Origin of the sequence: Cesiribacter sp. SM1 (assembly GCF_020178975.1) — a bacterium.
Lineage (GTDB): Bacteria > Bacteroidota > Bacteroidia > Cytophagales > Cyclobacteriaceae > Cesiribacter.
In genome coordinates this window covers 148,809-165,475 of the sequence record NZ_JAHXBU010000040.1, presented here as the reverse complement: position 1 = coordinate 165,475, position 16,667 = coordinate 148,809, and the positions used below count along the sequence as shown (strand labels likewise).

Genomic DNA, 16,667 nt, shown 5'->3' with positions numbered 1-16,667 from the left:
AGGTCTTCGGTAAAGGCGCTAAACTCTCTGGTCTGTTCTTCTAGGCCTTCTCCTGAAACCGAGGCAACAATGAGGTTCTTGTGAACATCCAGTCCACATCCTCTGGCGATAAGCTGGGGAAATGAAATTTGAGGCTCCATAATGAAAAAAGGTTCATCCCTGATGGATAAACCTTTTTCATGCTCCTTTGTGATAGCTATATCATGAATGTTTTATTTTATACCCTCTACTGATCACATTGTACAGAAAAAAACTTGTAGCTAAGTGAATTTTAAAATTTCTGCACAGCTTTACCGCCTGTCGCAAAACATTTTGTAACGTTTTTTTACCGCTCAACCTGCGCCTGATCCAATAAAACTATTTTGCCATTAAATTAAACTATTTACATACAGATTGTTGTAGCTTTGTCCTCAGATAAGTGCCACAAATACTCCACACTATTTTTAAGAGTCAAACATTCAATAAGTTAAATTTTTACAACAGACAGAAACAAGCCTGTTCATACTGTTATTCCTGCTGACTGTTTTTTTGCCTAAGTAGTATTTTCCTAACCTTATATTTTTATTAATACTTAACCATTACAACTATGCGTAAGCTAAATGCGCTACTTTATTTGTTCCTCATTGGCTTGGTTTCCCTAACTGCCTGCACGGACGATGATGATGAAGATTCCGGACCAAAAGTAGCAGAAAACACTATCAACATTGATGGCATCACTAAAAGTGTAACCATAGCTGGTACCATTGACCTCACCGGCTCAACTACTACCTCTGATCATTACATGTTAATCATCACTGATGGAGAAGGAGATAATGCAGTTGGTATAGGCCTGAACCTTGCGCCGAATGCTACCACTCTGGCCGGCACATTCAATCCAGTAAGTTCAGAAGAAGAAGATCCTGCCCCAAATACCTTCTCTTATGCATTTATTGGTTTTGACTGTACTGAAGGAGATGATTGCAATCAGGAATACAATACAGCAGCAACACCTGTGGGTAAAGTAACCATCACCAAAGATGGTAATGTCTATACAGTGAATTTTGATATTACTTTTGAGGGCAACAAAAAGGGTCTTGGTAATTACAGAGGCAACATCCTAATGTAGGCTCAAAGAACTCTTCTACTGAATCTTGCTTTGGGCACTACAAGTACGGGCCTGTTCAAGATAGAGAGAAGTTTCAGCTTTGGCTTCAAATTCCGCAGACAGCTAAACCCGCAGAACGGGTAAGAATAAAACAGAACAGCCTTAACACTAAGGCTGTTCTGTTTTATTTTTATTACTGGAGCAGGGGTTGCATGTTATAGCTGTATCAGCAGCTGGGGCTTCATCTGGCTATGTAGGTAGTGGTATAGGTGTAGGTACCCTGCATTGTAATTCCCTGGCTTGCATAAAGGGCAAGCACATCTTCACTGAAAAAACTGCTGATAGGGATGGAGCGTTCTATCGTCAGCTTCTGAGGGCTTAGCTCTTTTACCTTAAAGGTGGCCTCATTGCCGTTCGACATATGATCTCCCTGGATGTTCACACTAAAACCTGCCAGGTTCTCTCCTATAAGCGTCAGCTCCGATACAGCATCGTCTGAGCGCCACTTCACGTTATTGGCAGCGGGGTTTTCCAATCCACAAAAATTCGCTGCATAGCCTATCACTACCTTTTCATCCCGGGCAAACTGCATGGTGGCGGCATATTCACACTCATCAGACAGCCCCTCCATCACCTGGCTTTGCTTCACGGGTGTAGATCCTACGGACGTTGTCATGGTGTAGTCTGTGCTTGCAATTACTTTATCGATCGTCCAGTTAACGGCCATCAACATTTTCTTCTGCTCACTAACAGGAGCTACACTGTCATCGCTTTTCTGGCACGACATGGCCACCAAAAGCAGTAAAATAAGCGGCAGGTAAACAGATTTCTTCATTTTGGTAGAAAGAGAGTATTTATAACAACTCCTAAATGTAGGCACTTCATAAAAAAAACCTGCTATGCAGCAGGCTTTTTTCCCTTATTTCACCACCATTATTGTTACCCTTCGGTTCTGTCGGCGCCCTTCAGCCGTATCGTTTGTAGCTGCCGGCTCGGCTTCGCCTTTTCCCTCTGTATACACACGCTCCTGTGCCAGTCCGGCATTGATCAGAAACTCTTCTGCAGAGAATGCCCTGTTAATAGAGAGTCGCTTGTTGTAGGATTCGGTACCAATGGCGTCGGTATGGCCGGTAAGGTTAACTTTTATGTCGTTGCCATTGGTGTATTTCTGAAACAGTTCCCTAAGCTTTGTTTGTGCCTCCGGCGATAACTGGTAAGAATCAAAGGCAAAGTAGATGCTTACGGTAAGCGGGTACACATCTTCCACCACAATGGCTTCTTTCTTATTATCTGAAAGGTCGGCCATGCTGTTATCTTCAGGCGTTGGCTTTAGCTCCTCCATTTCGTTTTCGGTAAGCTCCTGAAACACAATGGGTACTGCCTGCTCCTTTTGCTCCAGCGGACGGGCTATGCGGGTCTGGTAAATATCTGACATACCACCCTCGCGGTTGCTGATAAAAAAGGCTGTACTATCCGTATAAAGTGCAAAGGAAGCATCAAAGCCTTTGGAGTTTACGGGCTTGCCCAGGTTTACAGGCTTGCTCCAGTTAGTCCAGCTTTCGTCCTGGCGTGCCGACATGAAAACATCTGCATCACCAAAACCACCATGGCCATTGCTGGAGAAATAAAGTGTTTGTTTATCGGCAGAGAGGTAGGGGAAAGCCTCAAAACCAGGGGTGTTGATTTTGGCACCCATGTTCTGGAAATCACCCCAGCGGCCATCGCTCTGGCGCACTGCAATGTACAGGTCTTCGTCGCCGGGCTGTGTGCGCTGCTTCATGCTTACGATCAGCACTTCTTCATCTGGCGAAAGGTAGGCATTGTAAAAGAAACCATCCTTTTTCAGTTTTGGAATCTTCACTTCTTTCGGATAAGCCCAGCGGCTGCCAGCAAGCTCAGAATAGCTAAGGCCGGATTTAAAGCTGGGACCGCTGCCATACTGGTTCAGCAGGAATATACGGTCTCCCTCCTGGCTAAAGCCAAGCACTGCGTTGTTCCCTTTGTTGTTCAGGCTTATCAGGCCATTTTTAGGATCCTGCCAGCTGCCGTCTGCATTCCGGTAGGAGTACCAGATGTCGTGGCCCGACAACCTGCCTCCGATGTTTTCCGCATGCAACACCCGCACGAAGTATAGAATTTTACCATCCTGCGAAAGCACCGGCATGGTTTCCTCTACCTTGGAGTTGATGCTTTCCGGAAGCTTCTGCGGTATTTCAAATACAAAAGGTTGCGGTGGCACCACCACTGTTTTTGGAGCAGCCGATTGCGCAAAGGCCGGGCTGGCGCTAAGCCATAGCAGGCCCAGGCCAAGTATATTTTTTATTAGTGATTTCTTCATGACCAATTACCAAAAATAGCTGTTAACACGATAGCCTTTTCTAAAGAAGCGATAACCCAGCACCACTTCGTGGTTGTTGTTATGAGCAGCATCAAACTCAAAAGCATTTTGCTCATAGGCATAGCCCATGCTCAGGTGATCGCCCAGCAGGAAACCAACCATCATACCGTAAGCTTCTTTATTGCGGTAAGAGGCACCAGCCCAGAAAATCTCTTTGTACCTGAACTTCACATTTCCATATACTGAGGCTTCGCGAAGGCGATCGTAAGCCATCAGGATACTGGGCTGCAGGCGCAGACTTGGGCTTAAGTACAGCTGGTAGCCTGCATTGATGGTGTGTGCCACATAGTTTACAGGCTCCTGGTATATATCATCCGTAGTTCCTTTCAAAAAAGCCAGGCGGGTAGTGCTGTAACCTGCATAAAAACGGCTGCCATAAATAGCTACACCAGTGTTGATAGCAAGCTCACGCTTTCTGGCATACTCTGAAGTAAGGTCCTGGTAAATGTAGTCTTTGGTATGCCGCACATAATAGGTACCTGCAGAAAGATAGGTATTCATGTAGGCTACGCCTGCTCCGGCCGACATGCTGATGCTGCGGGTAAGGGGCAGGTGGTAGGCATAGGTAAGTGAGCCCTGGTCATCTACAGACATGCCATTGGTCACATAACCATAGTAACCGCCCAGGCCATGCCTGGCATTCAACTTGCGGTACTCCTTGTTCGAGAGGTTATCTTCATAAGCCTCGGGCCGGCTGATGCGGATGGAATTAAGGCGCAGATCGGGCTTGTAGAAACTACCATTAAAGCTCACAAAGCTCTGGGAAGGCGCAAACTCAGAGCCTGCCCACACCTTGCGGTAACCGGCATTTATCTGCCAGTATTTTTCTATGCCTGTAAAGGCTGCATTCAGGGCCTGTGGGTTCTGAAAAAACTGGGTCAGCTCGTACTGTTGCTGCGCAGCCACAGGAGCCGCGGCAGCAATCATCATTACAAGTATCAGATATATCTTTTTCATAGGAGTCTTTTTTTGGCTGTTATCGTGCAATGGTTATATGACCCTGGCGCTTATCCTTGCCTTCGTTGAAAACAATCTGGTAGGTGTAGGTACCATCAGGCAGGGCTTTACCGTTCAGGGTGCCATCCCATTCTTTACCCGGACCATATATGTTGGAGGAGAAGATGATGCGGCCGCGGTTATCGAACACCCTTACCTCATGCTTGCCAAACTCTTCAAGACCAAAAATATTCCAGGTATCATTATCGCCATCGCCGTTTGGCGTGATCAGGGTTGGGATGTCGAGCACATCTCTGAGCTTGATCACCACATGCACGGTAATGAATACAGGCTCACGAGGCGTTTCATCTACATTACAGTAGGCAAGGTCGTTGATCTGGATCTTAAAGGTAGTTTCGCCATACTGGTTGTCTGCAGGCGTAACCCACAGGCGCCACTCATTTTCAGCACCCTTCACCAGCTCTACCTTGCTGATCATGGTTTGGTCTACCTCTGTGGCTGTTACCTCCAGCACCTCTGCTCCTTCAACCAGAGCTTTGGCATCGTCTTCTATGCTAAACTCGTAGTGTGGCTCTGCTGGGTCTGGCTGCTGGTTCATGAAGAGGGTAATGGTTGTTTCCTCCTCCGCTACCTCGGGCAGTGCATTGTTGCAGACAATCTTCACCCAGAACTCATCGTAACGCTTCTGCGCTCCATTCTCATCCAGGTCTCCCTCGTTCAGGAGGTTTACGCCGTGCTCGTCGGTTGCAAAGGCTTTTACTTTAAACAGCATGCCTTCTGCTTCACGGGGTGGGTTTGCCACCAGCTGGCTGATCCACCTGAAATCAGTGGTGAAGATATTTTCCACCCTTAGCCATTCTGGAGCGCCGCCTTCTACCTCTATTGCTACAGTAAGCTTTTCGGTAGAGGCTTCATCCTGCATATCCACATCTTTGTATATGGCAGGGAAAAGCTCTGCTGCCGCTTCAGTTTCAATTTCAAACACCAGCGGCTCTTCACCAACTTTACCATAAGGGGCATCATTGAGTGAATCTATTTGCACACTGAAGGTCTGAGAGTAAAGGTTGTTTACCGCACCCTTATCATCTGCTGTGAGGGTAAAGGTAAAAGGCTGACGCTTGTTTTTATTGTCTATAGACTTCAGTACAATAGACTGCTCTTCGGTATTCAGGCTAATATCTACCCAGTCTACACTAACAGGGTCAAGCGAGAATTCTATGGCCGAAAGGTCTGTATCAACATCTGCCAGATCGTTGATGTAGATGGTAACATCTCCACTTGTGTGAGAAAAGTCTTCCACCTGCCTGATTTGGGTCTGGCTAAGCGAGAAGCTCGGGGCATCGTTCACACCCCTGATGGTGATCAGCAGCTCTACCACACGCTCGGCCTGTTTTACCACCTGCGGATGGTTGGACGCTTCTTCGCTGATAGCCCGGATGGTCAGGAGAATATCCTCATCAAAGTTTTCTGTGCGGATGGTAAGACCTGTAAGCTGGTTCTGACTTAGCTGCCACTTGCCGCCTCCCAGGTTTGTACCTGCCGATAGTGTTGCATCTGCCGGCACACCTTCAATATAAATACCGATGAGGCTTTCAGATCCATCCACATCCTTCAGCGATACGCCTATACCAAGTGGAATGTTGGCTTCTTCCTCCCCTTCAATTGGATTCTGCGCCAGTGTGATGTTTGGCTTATCGGCCACTGCCACTACTGTAAGTGTAAAGGTTTTAACAGTAGTGTTTCCCGCCCGGTCTTTCACGGTAATGCTGATGGCAGAACTGCCATCGAGATCTGCTGCAGGGGTTATTTTAAGGGTGTAGTTTCCATTCACTTTGCTTAGGGCAATTCCTGAAGCAGGTATCAGGGCAGTATTGACAGCTGTAACCTTAACATCTAGTTCTGATGCAGAAGATGAGTTATCCGTTACGGTAAAGTACAGGGTCTTTGCGGTATCCTCGAAGGTCCACTCTTCATTGCCGATACCACCACCATTTCCGCCACCGCCGTTATCACCACCGTCACCACCATCACCACCATCGCCTCCATCTCCACCGCCTCCGGTGCCGCCGTCGCCACCGCCAACAATTGGGTCGGTGTTATCAACGATAAAGGTTTCACTTGGGCCGGCAGCAGGCGCCAGGTTGGTGCCATCGGTGGCAGTTCCTGCCGCTATGTTGATGCCAATGGTGCCGTTTCCGGTAATATTGGATAAGGTTACCCTTAGTACATTTGGATTATTGGTAGTAGTAACCGCTATATTACCAGCCTGTGCCGTACCTGTAAGGTTAAGGGATACATCATCGGCAGTAAGGAAAATATCAGTAGTACCATAATAAGTAACATCGTACCACACAGGGCCATGTGTTGTAATAGGTACAGATGGCGGACCAATAACGATCATTGGGGCATCATTATCTACCACCACAACCGTAAAGGAGCATTCGGCAACATTACCGGCTTTATCGGTTGCCTTAAACTTATAAGTATAGGAACCGGCCGTTAACCGGGTGCCTGATGCAAAGCCTGATACCCGCTCAATTGTAATTTCTGATGCAGCCGTACAGTTATCTGTTGCTGTAACAGCCGGGTAAGTGATGATCACATCATTTTCTCCCTCGGCAACCTCGTAATGTGTCTGGATGGCAGGGCATTTGATCACCGGTGCTTCCGTATCGATTACAGTAATTTTAAAACTACCAGTGGTGGTGTTACCGCTTGGGTCTTTGGCAGTGTACGTTACTACGGTTGGTGTTCCTGTTGGAAATCTTGATCCCGAAGCAGGGCCGGTGATGTTTAAGGTAACATCACCGCCGCAGTCAACTGCTGTTATTACACCGTAATCTACTTTGGCATCGCACCTGCCGGGGTCTGTGCCCACTGTTATATCTGCAGGAGCCGTTACCACCGGAGGTGCTTTGTCTTCTACAGTTACAGTTGTGGTACAGTTATCGTAGTTACCAGACTGGTCGGTGAATGTCCATGTAACGATGGTTGTTTTACCCACAGGATATTTATCTGAAGAAGCATCGGCTGTATTGGTAAAATCGTTGGTGATGGTTACCACGCCTGGCTCGTTTATATCATTGAAAGCAGGAAGGCCTACTTTTACATACGGGCTACAGCTAGTTGCTGTATGCATAACTGTTACATCCTGCGGGCAAACACCCTGAGGTTTTGTATTATCAATAATAGTTACTCTGCTGTAGTCAGACATACCCGCTACATTGCCTGCCGCATCTACGGCAGTACCTGCTTTAATCCTGATCTTCAGGGTACCATCGCCTGTAATGTTCCTGATAACTACCTTACGCTCCAGGCTACCGGTACCTGTTACTTCAACAATGCCTGTAGGGGCCGGTTTACCAGCTACCACTTCAGTAACAACCACTTCTACATCTGCAGGCGTAAGTGTAATATTACTTGCCTCGCTATAGGTAATGGTATAAGTTAAAGGACCAATCTGGGTATAAGGATGTATTGGAGATGTGATGGTAATGCCTGGCGCTGTGTTATCAAGCAGGTAAACTTCGCCGCCACTGAAATCGCCGGCAGCAGTGCCACCAACAGGCATATTGACGCTACTTAATACAGTATTGTTATCCCTGAAGCGGAGCTTCAGCGTTCCATTACCACTAACACCATTTACGTTTACATCATATTCTGAAGTGCTTACGGCAGCAACAGCAGAAATTGCAGCAGAAACGCCAGTACTTTTTTCCAGCTCAAAATCGCTGGCATCTACTCCCTTTACTGCTTCGCTGAACTTAACTCTATAGCTTACGCCCGATGCTTTGGTTGGACTGGCGCTGTTTCTCCTGATAGATAAAACAGTTGGAATACTGCTGGTTGTAAACGACATTGTTTTACCATACACAACCCCAACACTATTCTGGGCCACAAGGCGGTAATAGTAAGTGGTGTTGGCCTCAAGACTGCTAAGCGGCAGGTTAATGGCCGTAGCAGCAGCTCCCGCTGAAAGAATCCGGGACCCGGGCAGCATACCAGGATCATCAACATCGGGTAGCGCCTGTACTGAACCCCACTGAAAAGCCACAACAGTTGCTGCACCATTGCTGCGGGCAGTACCATTAAGCACTGCATCTTTTTCAGAAACTGCTGTAGCAGCCTCTGTATTTACCAGGGCTGCTTCGGCTACGTTATTAAGATTAACATGCACTGTAATATCTGTGGCCTCCGGCGCAGAAGTCTCTTTGCCTGCCGTTACGCGAACGGTGAGACTAAAAGTTGGTGTTTGCTCAAAATCTAGTGCATCGGCATTAAGCACTGATAGCTTACCATCCGTTGCCAGTTTGAAGGCATCGTTAGTGTTTCCTCCAATCAGTTCAAAGTGCAGAGCATCACCATTGGCGTCTGTTTTGGGCATAATCTGCCCCACAGGCGCATCTGTTGCCGTGTTCTCATCTACACTGAATGTGTGAGCGGAAAAAGTGGGCAACAGCACCGGAGCTGCAGCAATAATCAATAGGGTAACCGCCAAAAGCGCGTATCGCTTAGGGCTTAACCGCAGGGATTTAGTAACATGGTAAAATGGAATCATACCTTCCAGCTTTTGCTGATGTTGTAAGAATAGTTCGTTACAAAGGTAATATCCAGACTCAAAAAAGAAACATTTTTTATGAAAAAATTTTATCTATCTTATGATAAATAGGACTAAACCAATTCAGCAAAAGCCCTAAAAAACTGAGTTATAAAGAAATATATGCTCCTGCCGCCACTTAAAGGCACTTATCACCTACAAACCAGCAGGCCAGCATCAGCACGTAAGAACAGACAATAAATGGAGCATAATCTCAGCAGAAACAGCATGTTTATTTATGAAATATTCTGATACCAGCCCCCTTTTCCCGGCGCTGCCTGTTGTTTCAAAATTTTTTTTATATGCTAACGTTATGGCTATACAATTAGTAAGGCGCAGGAATTGCGCAGGCATACTAAAAGAAACTGAGTATTTTACATATTTTACATTAAAGCATTGATAAAACATAAGCACATCAATACTCTTAACATCAGCTTTTTATGCCTGATTTCCTGTAATAACTTATAGCCAGGCGAATCTTGTGATAAGGATATTTTCCATCCAGGCTCTCGTACACCTGTTTCATGGGACTGTTAACGCCATGAACATAGAGGGCATCACCAATTTCAGAGCGCTCATCTTCATCTAAATAACGGTCCAGGAACGGTAGCCTGCCCTGTTCAAAAAGAGCAGCAATATGAGAATAAACTGTCTCTTCACGCATGCCTCTTTTAGCGGCTACCTCTTCCGGCGATAACTGCTGCTTCAGCAGTTCAAGGGTAACCAGGTGAGTAGATCCCTCTACCTTCTGTTTCTTATCCTGCTGCTGCTGCCGGTATTGTAGTATTTCGTTAATAAAATCCTGCCCATAGCGATCCAGCTTCTGACGCCCTACCCCTCCTATCCGCAAAAGTGCGGCTTCTGTAACCGGTTGCCGCTCTGCCATCTCGCGCAAAGTTTTATCACTGAAGATAATGTAGGGGGGCAGCGCTTCTTCATCGGCCAGCCGCTTGCGCAGGTTACGCAGTTGCACGAACAGGCCATCATCTGCCACTTCAGCAGATTTTGGCTGCGGCCGCTGTGCCTGAACGGGCTGCAGGGGCTTATTCAGTTCTACTTTTTTACCCTCAAAGAGTATGGCACGGCTCCCGTCGTTCAGTTTTAGCTTACCACCATCTTCATAGGCAATATCCATGAGGCCTGAGTTTAGCATCTGCTGCAGGTAATTGCGCCAGTCGGCTGCGCCTATGTCTTTGCCTGCTCCATAGGTTTTAATCCTGAATAAGCCTTTCTGGCGCACCTCTTCGTTATCGGCACCGCGCAATACATCAATGAGCAGGCCCAGGGAGAGCTTCTCGCCAGAACGGGCAATAGCAGAGAGCGCCTTCTGTGTTAGCAAAGTGCCATCGAACGACTGGCGGGGGTTATCGCACACATCGCAATTATTACAGTTGCCCTCTGCCAGCTCTCCAAAGTAGGAGAGCAGGATACGCCGGCGGCAGATCTGGGCTTCGGCATACTGCTGCAGGCGCTCCAGCTTGGCCTCCTGCATGCGGCGGCGGTCGTTTGGCAGATCTTCCAGCATGCTGCGCTGCTTCATTACATCGGCAAAAGAGTAAAACAGCAGGGTATCGGCTGGTGCACCATCGCGGCCGGCACGGCCAATCTCCTGATAATAGCTTTCTATGTTTTTAGGCAGGTTGTAGTGTACTACCCAGCGTACATTGCTTTTATCGATGCCCATGCCAAAGGCAATGGTAGCACAAACAATCTGAACATTATCGCGCAGAAAATCCTCCTGCGTTTTCTGGCGCTGGTGGTGCGGCAGCGCTGCATGATAGGCCTCCGCACGGTAGCCGGCATCGCTTAGCTTTTCTGCCAGCGACTCGCAGCCCTTGCGGCTTAAGCAGTAAACGATTCCCGGCTGAAAGGGCCGCTCTTCCAGGAACTCCAGAATGCGCTGCAGGCGCTGCTGGGCCGGCAGCACTGCCAGGCTTAGGTTTGGCCTGTCAAAAGAAGCAACAAACACCTTGGGCTGCCTTAGTTTTAGCTGCTGCAGTATGTCGCTGCGGGTAAGTTTATCGGCAGTGGCGGTAAGGGCAATAATGGGCACTTGCGGAAACTGCTCCTTGAGGCGGCCCAGTTGTGTGTACTCCGGCCGGAAGTCGTGCCCCCAAAAGCTAATACAGTGTGCCTCATCGATGGCAAAAAGAGAGACCGGCAGCTGGCTAAGCAGGGAAGTGAAAGAGGGCGTTTGCAGTTTTTCCGGCGATACATAGAGGAGCTTGAGCTGGCCGTGTGCTGCCTGCTGCTCAATTTGCACCTGCTCCTGCCACTCCTGGGTACTGTTGAGGTATGCCGCAGCAACGCCGCTGGCCTTTAGCGCAGCTACCTGGTCCTGCATCAGGGCAATCAGGGGAGAAATTACTACGGCCAGCCCGGCCAGGTGCAGCGCTGGCACCTGGTAGCAAAGCGATTTACCGCCCCCGGTAGGCATGAGCACGAGCGTATCCTGTCCGGAGACTACTGCTTTAATAATATCGGCCTGCATAGGCCTGAACTGCGTGTACCCAAAATACTTCTTAAGTATACTATGTAAGGGGGAGGTTTCTGCCACTGTTTCTCTCTTCTTGTTCTGTTACAACAAACAAAAATGTGCTGTCTGTTCAGATGCAGTAAAATCTGTTATGATTTTCCATATCCTTTTTTTTAGAAGCTCGTTGAATAAAAAACAGGCACTTTCTTTAGCACGCTCATACTGATGCCTTTATCTTTTCAGCAGAAGCTAAAATTAAGAAATAATAGCCTGGTAGCCAAAACTTTGCAATTAACGGATGGTTGAATATATATAAGCGAACTTTATTTTTTTTAAACTGTATGATTGATTTAATACTCTGTGGAATAGCTTACGTCATCATGATATATTTTATGGTCATGCTCATGAAGCAAAAGATTAATCCCTTCCGGAAGGGAGGAGACGACGATGGCGGAATAAGTGTCAGTAATTTACCAGATCTGGATGATCTGCCCCCCGGCATTAGCCTGCCAGATGGCAGCTTACCTAAAAGACGATTGAAGAAAGAGCCTGAAGAGATAAAGTAAGGGTGTGCTGTTAATTTGGTGCTGTTAAAGAAATAAACATTTACAAAAACGGGCTTCAGCCGATATCAGCGTAATTTCACGATAGTTAAAAGCGCCTGGTAAAACAGATATTATCAGTAGAACGCATCTTCAAAGTGGCTGATCTCTGGGTTTTGATCAGAATTTAATGGCAGCTGTATAGCAATAATGTCAAAACGGATATCTCCTTTCCAATCGATCTTTTTAATATAGTAACTGGCAGCATTTATGATTAGTGCTGCTTTTTTATGATTGACAGCTTCTTCGGGATATCCAAAACTGTTTCCGCCCCTTCGGGTTTTAACTTCAACAAACAGCAGCAGCTTATCAGTAATGGCAATAATGTCTATTTCGGCCCGGCCCTTACGGTAATTCTGTTCAAGAATACGGACACCTTTTTGCCGCAAAAATTCTGCAGCAAGCTTTTCGCCTAATAATCCGGTAAGCTGCTTATCGTGCAAACGATTTTCTGTTAATTTTACCCTACATACTTTTGGAACAAGCTAAACACCTGCTTTGTCATGGACAAAATGAGAAAACTGATCGAAGATTTTTCCCAACAACTACGGGATGCCATACGCATAGGACAAGATGCCAGCATTAAACCGGCTACAAAAGAAATCCGCAATGTAGTAATTGCAGGCATGGGCGGCTCCGGCATAGGCGGAAATCTGGTTGCTTCTCTGGTGCAGGATGAGCTGAAGGTGCCGCTGCTTGTACTTAAAAACTACAGCATGCCCGCCTTTATAGATGAGCATACACTTTTTATAGCTTCATCCTTTAGCGGTGATACCGAAGAAACTGTTGGCAGCCTGGAAAAAGCCGTGCAGGCTGGCGCGCAGTGCACAGCCGTTACCAGCGGCGGCACGATTGGCAGTCATGCCGTGCAGCATCAGCTGGATATGATAAAAATACCCGGCGACAGCAAAAGCCCGCGTGCAAACATTGGTTATTCAGTAATTGCCCTACTCTTTATACTGCACCACAAAGGTTTAATAGGCAATGGCTTTGTTGCAGAAACAGAACGTATCGCCGCCCTGCTTGATCAGGAAGAAGAATCGCTGCGCACACGTGGTGAAAAACTTGCCAACTCCATGAAGGGCTACCTGCCGGTAATATATACCGATAGCCGTATATCGCCTGTAGCCACCCGTATTCAGCAGCAGATAAATGAAAATGGCAAACACCTGTGCCATGTGAATGAGCTGCCCGAGATGAACCACAACGAGCTGGTGGGCTGGGAGCACCCCGAGCAGGTAATGAACGACAGCAAGGTATACTTCCTGCTCACCGCCTACGACCACCCCAGGGTGCGGGAGCGCATTAGGGTTACACGCGAGCTGCTGAAAGGAAAGGCTGCCAATGTAAGCGATATTGAAGCAAAAGGAGATAGCCTGCTGGAGCAGTGTTTTTACCTGATCCATTTTACCGACTGGGTCAGCTACTTTCTGGCACTGGCCAACCAGGCAGATCCTTTCGCCATAGAAGCCATTGATCACCTCAAGAAAGCACTTGCAAAGGTGAAGTAGGGAGGTATGGAGTATCGGGTATGAGGTATGAGCGGGGCTGGTGTTGGTTGCCAGAGGCACTTCATTAAGCTGTTGGCTTTGGACATTGGACTATAGACAATAGACTATAGATAATAGACAGACTGGCACTGTATAAGAGATCATTCAGCTGACAGCAAACTCCCTACTCCTCATACCCCATACCCGATCCCCCCAAAATTCCCTACCTTTGCATTCAATCAGCTGATTCAACGCGTGAACGAGCACATCAATAAACAGGTAGTTTTCAGGCACCTGGGCAAAATGGATTACCAGCAGGCCTGGGATTTGCAGGAAGAGGTATTTGCAGGCATTGTTGCCATAAAAATCGCTAACCGGCAGCTGCCCCCGCATGAGCAGCAGCCTACCACCAATCACCTGCTGTTTGTAGAGCACCCCCACGTTTATACCCTGGGCAAGAGTGGCAAAGCGGAGCATCTTTTACTTGATGAGGATGGACTGCTACAGGCCAGGGCCAGCTATTACAAGATAAACCGTGGCGGCGATATTACCTACCACGGCCCCGGCCAGCTGGTAGCTTACCCCCTGCTGGACCTCGAGAACTTCTTTACAGACATTCATAAGTACCTGCGCCTGCTGGAAGAAGCCGTGATCTATACCCTGGCTGATTATGGACTGGACGCCGGGCGCATTCCCGGCCTTACCGGTGTGTGGCTGGATTATGAGAAGCAGCAAAACCCAAGAAAAATATGCGCTATGGGTGTCAAAAGCAGTCGCTGGGTAACCATGCACGGCCTTGCCCTGAATGTAAATACAGATCTGGCGTATTTTGGCCACATCATTCCCTGTGGCATTGATGACAAAGCCGTTACCTCCATGCAGCAGGAACTGGGCCGTGAAGTAGCGCTTGCAGAAGTTGAAGAAAGATTAAAACTACACCTGGCCAGTCTGTTCGGCATGGATATTGTTGAGTAATATGGTACTTTTAGACCATAAACTCAGCCTTATGTACCACTTTTTCAAATCCATGACATTGGGCCTGCTGCTCACAGGAGTTTTAGCAAGCTGCGCCAGTATATTCAGCAAATCAACCTACCCTGTAACCATTAACACCACCCCCCAGAATGTTAACATTACCATTTCTGATGCAAGGGGTATGGTAGTATATCAGGGCATGACACCTGCCACACTCCCGCTGGATGCCAGCAGTGGCTACTTTAAGCCTGCTTTCTATGAAGTATCCCTTAGCCAGCATGGGTATCAGCCACAAACATTTGTTATTGAAGCAAAAATAGACGGCTGGTATTTTGGCAATATTGCTATTGGTGGCTTTTTAGGGATGCTGGTTATAGACCCCCTTACCGGCGCAATGTGGCGCATTCCTTCTCAATACTACAACTTCACCCTGATACCGAACGACGAAGCCTCTACCAAAGGCATGCGTTTGATGCTGATCGATGAGGTACCCTCACACCTGCGCGATAAGCTCGAACCTATCAAAGAAGCAGGCAACAACTAAAATAAAATGGCCCGGCCTCCAGCCGGGCTTTCTGTTATAGTACATTTTTACGCTGGCAGCAGCGCTATGCCACAGCTGCTCCGATCTTCAGCAGCTAATGACAGCACCAAATACTGCTGTTAATTAATTTTTATATATTGTTGTAATATTAAGCTTCACCAAAACGCCTGTTGCCATGAAAAAACTATTACTGGTACTCACGCTCCTCTTTACTGCCTTCTGCACCTATGCCCAGGATTTCAGTGCCCTGCAAAAGGTTGAGTATAAGGAGAAGACTGAATATAAAGCGTACGAAAGCCAGATACTGGAATCTGCCAATTATATCCTCTCTGTTCCTGTAGATGATAACAACCCTAACCGCCAGGCTGCACTTAAAGCACTGGTCACCTGGATGTCGGGCACCCCTGATTATAAATTTATGGTAGATGAAACTGCCGCAAAGCTCATGCACAAAAACGATGCTGTGCTGGGTATTTACTTTGCTGCCATGACCAAATACGTGCTGGAAAATTCAGATAAAGCTTCAGATAACAATGAAATAAAGCTCAATGCAGTAACGCTTCTGCTCGATTACTGCGAAGTTAAATCAAACAAAATGAAGCTTAACAAAGAGCTGAAAAAAGCAATAGCCGCTAAAAACGGAGGAAAGCTAAAGGAGTACCTGAATATTTAGTGGCTAATACCGAAGAAAACTGTAAAACAGAAAAGCGCGCAGGGGTTGCCTCTGCGCGCTTTTCTTTTATCTTGATCTATTCTAAATTCTAATATCTACTTCAACTCTGCTATAACGGTGCGGCCGCCTTTGGTTTTATCGCCTATGGCAACTTTTACTTCAGCATCCAGGGGCAGCAATATGTCTACGCGGGAGCCAAATTTAATGAACCCGAATTCACCACCCTGTTCAATAGGCTGGCCCTCCTGTACATACCACTTGATCCGGCGTGCAAGAGCACCCGCAATCTGCCGGAATAGCACCTGCACACCGTCTGTCATTTCCACTACCACGGTAGTACGTTCGTTATCGGTGCTGCTTTTGGGGTGCCAGGCTACCAGGTACTGCCCGGGATGGTACTTAAAGTACTTTACAATACCACTTACCGGGCTGCGGTTTACGTGCACATTCACCGGCGACATAAAGATGGAGATCTGCCGGCGGGGCTGGTTAAAGTACTCTTTATCAAGCACCTCTTCTATCACCACCACCTTTCCATCTGCAGGAGCAAGTACATGCTTTTCATTAGTGGGCACCAGAAAGCGCGGATTCCTGAAGAATTGAAGAATCAGCAGATAAAATACAATGCTTGCAATAATGAAAATAGTGTGGAGCTCCGATTGCTCTGGTGCCCAGTAAATAACCAGCAGGTTAATGGCTACCAGGATCAGTAACAGTATAAATAGTAATCTACGTCCTTCCTTATGTATGGTCATGTGTGACTGTGTTTCGCGGCGCAATATACGGTAAAAGGCCAAAAACAGAAAAGGCTGGCCGGCACCTGCATGCTTACGACCAGCCCTTTTTATAATATACTTGTGCTTTGGCTCAA

At 47.2% G+C, this 16,667-nt stretch carries 14 protein-coding genes; 6 read left to right on the top strand and 8 right to left on the bottom strand.

What is annotated here, in order from left to right; all coding sequences use genetic code 11:
* Positions 1–586: 586 nt before the first annotated feature.
* Positions 587–1,105 (top strand): hypothetical protein, encoded by a 519-nt coding sequence (locus tag KWJ01_RS05840; protein WP_224995487.1) that lies wholly within the window; start codon positions 587–589, stop codon positions 1,103–1,105.
* A gap of 220 nt (positions 1,106–1,325) precedes the next feature.
* Here the strand turns inward: KWJ01_RS05840 and KWJ01_RS05835 are convergent, their stop codons facing one another.
* From KWJ01_RS05835 to recQ, 6 genes are all read right to left on the bottom strand, one after another.
* Positions 1,326–1,919: a hypothetical protein gene (locus KWJ01_RS05835; protein ID WP_224995486.1), complete on the bottom strand. Its 594-nt coding sequence runs from the start codon at positions 1,917–1,919 to the stop codon at positions 1,326–1,328.
* An 84-nt stretch (positions 1,920–2,003) separates the two neighbouring features.
* Positions 2,004–2,390 carry an OmpA family protein gene (locus KWJ01_RS28280; RefSeq protein WP_224995491.1) on the bottom strand — a complete coding sequence of 129 codons (387 nt, stop codon included), beginning with the start codon at positions 2,388–2,390 and terminating at the stop codon, positions 2,004–2,006.
* 551 nt (positions 2,391–2,941) lie between these two features.
* Complete coding sequence (locus tag KWJ01_RS28275; protein WP_224995490.1) at positions 2,942–3,022, bottom strand: PGF-CTERM sorting domain-containing protein; 81 nt, start codon at positions 3,020–3,022, stop codon at positions 2,942–2,944.
* Positions 3,023–3,428: 406 nt separating this feature from the next.
* Entirely contained in the window at positions 3,429–4,439 is a 1,011-nt protein-coding gene (locus KWJ01_RS05820; protein ID WP_224995485.1) for a PorP/SprF family type IX secretion system membrane protein, read from the bottom strand.
* Between the two features lie 19 nt (positions 4,440–4,458).
* Positions 4,459–8,997, bottom strand: a complete 4,539-nt coding sequence (locus KWJ01_RS05815) for an HYR domain-containing protein (RefSeq protein ID WP_224995484.1) — start codon at positions 8,995–8,997, stop codon at positions 4,459–4,461.
* A gap of 469 nt (positions 8,998–9,466) precedes the next feature.
* Positions 9,467–11,593, bottom strand: a complete 2,127-nt coding sequence (recQ, locus tag KWJ01_RS05810) for a DNA helicase RecQ (RefSeq protein WP_224995483.1) — start codon at positions 11,591–11,593, stop codon at positions 9,467–9,469.
* A gap of 260 nt (positions 11,594–11,853) precedes the next feature.
* On the opposite strand from recQ, the gene KWJ01_RS05805 reads away from it, so the two are divergent.
* Positions 11,854–12,078 carry a hypothetical protein gene (locus KWJ01_RS05805; protein WP_224995482.1) on the top strand — a complete coding sequence of 75 codons (225 nt, stop codon included), beginning with the start codon at positions 11,854–11,856 and terminating at the stop codon, positions 12,076–12,078.
* 113 nt (positions 12,079–12,191) lie between these two features.
* On the opposite strand, the gene KWJ01_RS05800 is transcribed toward KWJ01_RS05805, so the two are convergent.
* On the bottom strand, positions 12,192–12,557 hold the full coding sequence (locus KWJ01_RS05800; protein WP_224995481.1) for a YraN family protein: 366 nt from the start codon (positions 12,555–12,557) through the stop codon (positions 12,192–12,194).
* A gap of 60 nt (positions 12,558–12,617) precedes the next feature.
* Here KWJ01_RS05800 and KWJ01_RS05795 point away from each other — a divergent pair, with 60 nt between their 5' ends.
* From KWJ01_RS05795 to KWJ01_RS05780, 4 genes are all read left to right on the top strand, one after another.
* On the top strand, positions 12,618–13,625 hold the full coding sequence (locus tag KWJ01_RS05795) for a bifunctional phosphoglucose/phosphomannose isomerase (RefSeq protein WP_224995480.1): 1,008 nt from the start codon (positions 12,618–12,620) through the stop codon (positions 13,623–13,625).
* A 234-nt stretch (positions 13,626–13,859) separates the two neighbouring features.
* Positions 13,860–14,579, top strand: a complete 720-nt coding sequence (lipB, locus tag KWJ01_RS05790) for a lipoyl(octanoyl) transferase LipB (protein WP_224995479.1) — start codon at positions 13,860–13,862, stop codon at positions 14,577–14,579.
* A gap of 31 nt (positions 14,580–14,610) precedes the next feature.
* Positions 14,611–15,123, top strand: coding sequence for a hypothetical protein (locus KWJ01_RS05785; RefSeq protein ID WP_224995478.1), 513 nt, complete (start codon positions 14,611–14,613; stop codon positions 15,121–15,123).
* 175 nt (positions 15,124–15,298) lie between these two features.
* Positions 15,299–15,796 (top strand): hypothetical protein, encoded by a 498-nt coding sequence (locus tag KWJ01_RS05780; RefSeq protein WP_224995477.1) that lies wholly within the window; start codon positions 15,299–15,301, stop codon positions 15,794–15,796.
* Between the two features lie 95 nt (positions 15,797–15,891).
* Here the strand turns inward: KWJ01_RS05780 and KWJ01_RS05775 are convergent, their stop codons facing one another.
* A complete protein-coding gene (locus KWJ01_RS05775) occupies positions 15,892–16,551 on the bottom strand; it encodes a phosphatidylserine decarboxylase family protein (protein WP_224995476.1) in 660 nt (219 codons plus the stop codon).
* Positions 16,552–16,667: the final 116 nt, after the last annotated feature.

Coding starts and splice junctions, on each gene's coding strand:
- KWJ01_RS05775 (WP_224995476.1), bottom strand. CDS start 16,551: ATGACCATACATAAGGAAGGACGTAGATTACTATTTATACTGTTACTG.
- KWJ01_RS05840 (WP_224995487.1), top strand. CDS start 587: ATGCGTAAGCTAAATGCGCTACTTTATTTGTTCCTCATTGGCTTGGTT.
- KWJ01_RS05820 (WP_224995485.1), bottom strand. CDS start 4,439: ATGAAAAAGATATATCTGATACTTGTAATGATGATTGCTGCCGCGGCT.
- KWJ01_RS05795 (WP_224995480.1), top strand. CDS start 12,618: ATGGACAAAATGAGAAAACTGATCGAAGATTTTTCCCAACAACTACGG.
- KWJ01_RS05780 (WP_224995477.1), top strand. CDS start 15,299: ATGAAAAAACTATTACTGGTACTCACGCTCCTCTTTACTGCCTTCTGC.
- KWJ01_RS05835 (WP_224995486.1), bottom strand. CDS start 1,919: ATGAAGAAATCTGTTTACCTGCCGCTTATTTTACTGCTTTTGGTGGCC.
- KWJ01_RS05805 (WP_224995482.1), top strand. CDS start 11,854: ATGATTGATTTAATACTCTGTGGAATAGCTTACGTCATCATGATATAT.
- KWJ01_RS28275 (WP_224995490.1), bottom strand. CDS start 3,022: ATGGCAGCGGTCCCAGCTTTAAATCCGGCCTTAGCTATTCTGAGCTTG.
- KWJ01_RS28280 (WP_224995491.1), bottom strand. CDS start 2,390: ATGGCCGACCTTTCAGATAATAAGAAAGAAGCCATTGTGGTGGAAGAT.
- KWJ01_RS05785 (WP_224995478.1), top strand. CDS start 14,611: ATGTACCACTTTTTCAAATCCATGACATTGGGCCTGCTGCTCACAGGA.
- KWJ01_RS05815 (WP_224995484.1), bottom strand. CDS start 8,997: ATGATTCCATTTTACCATGTTACTAAATCCCTGCGGTTAAGCCCTAAG.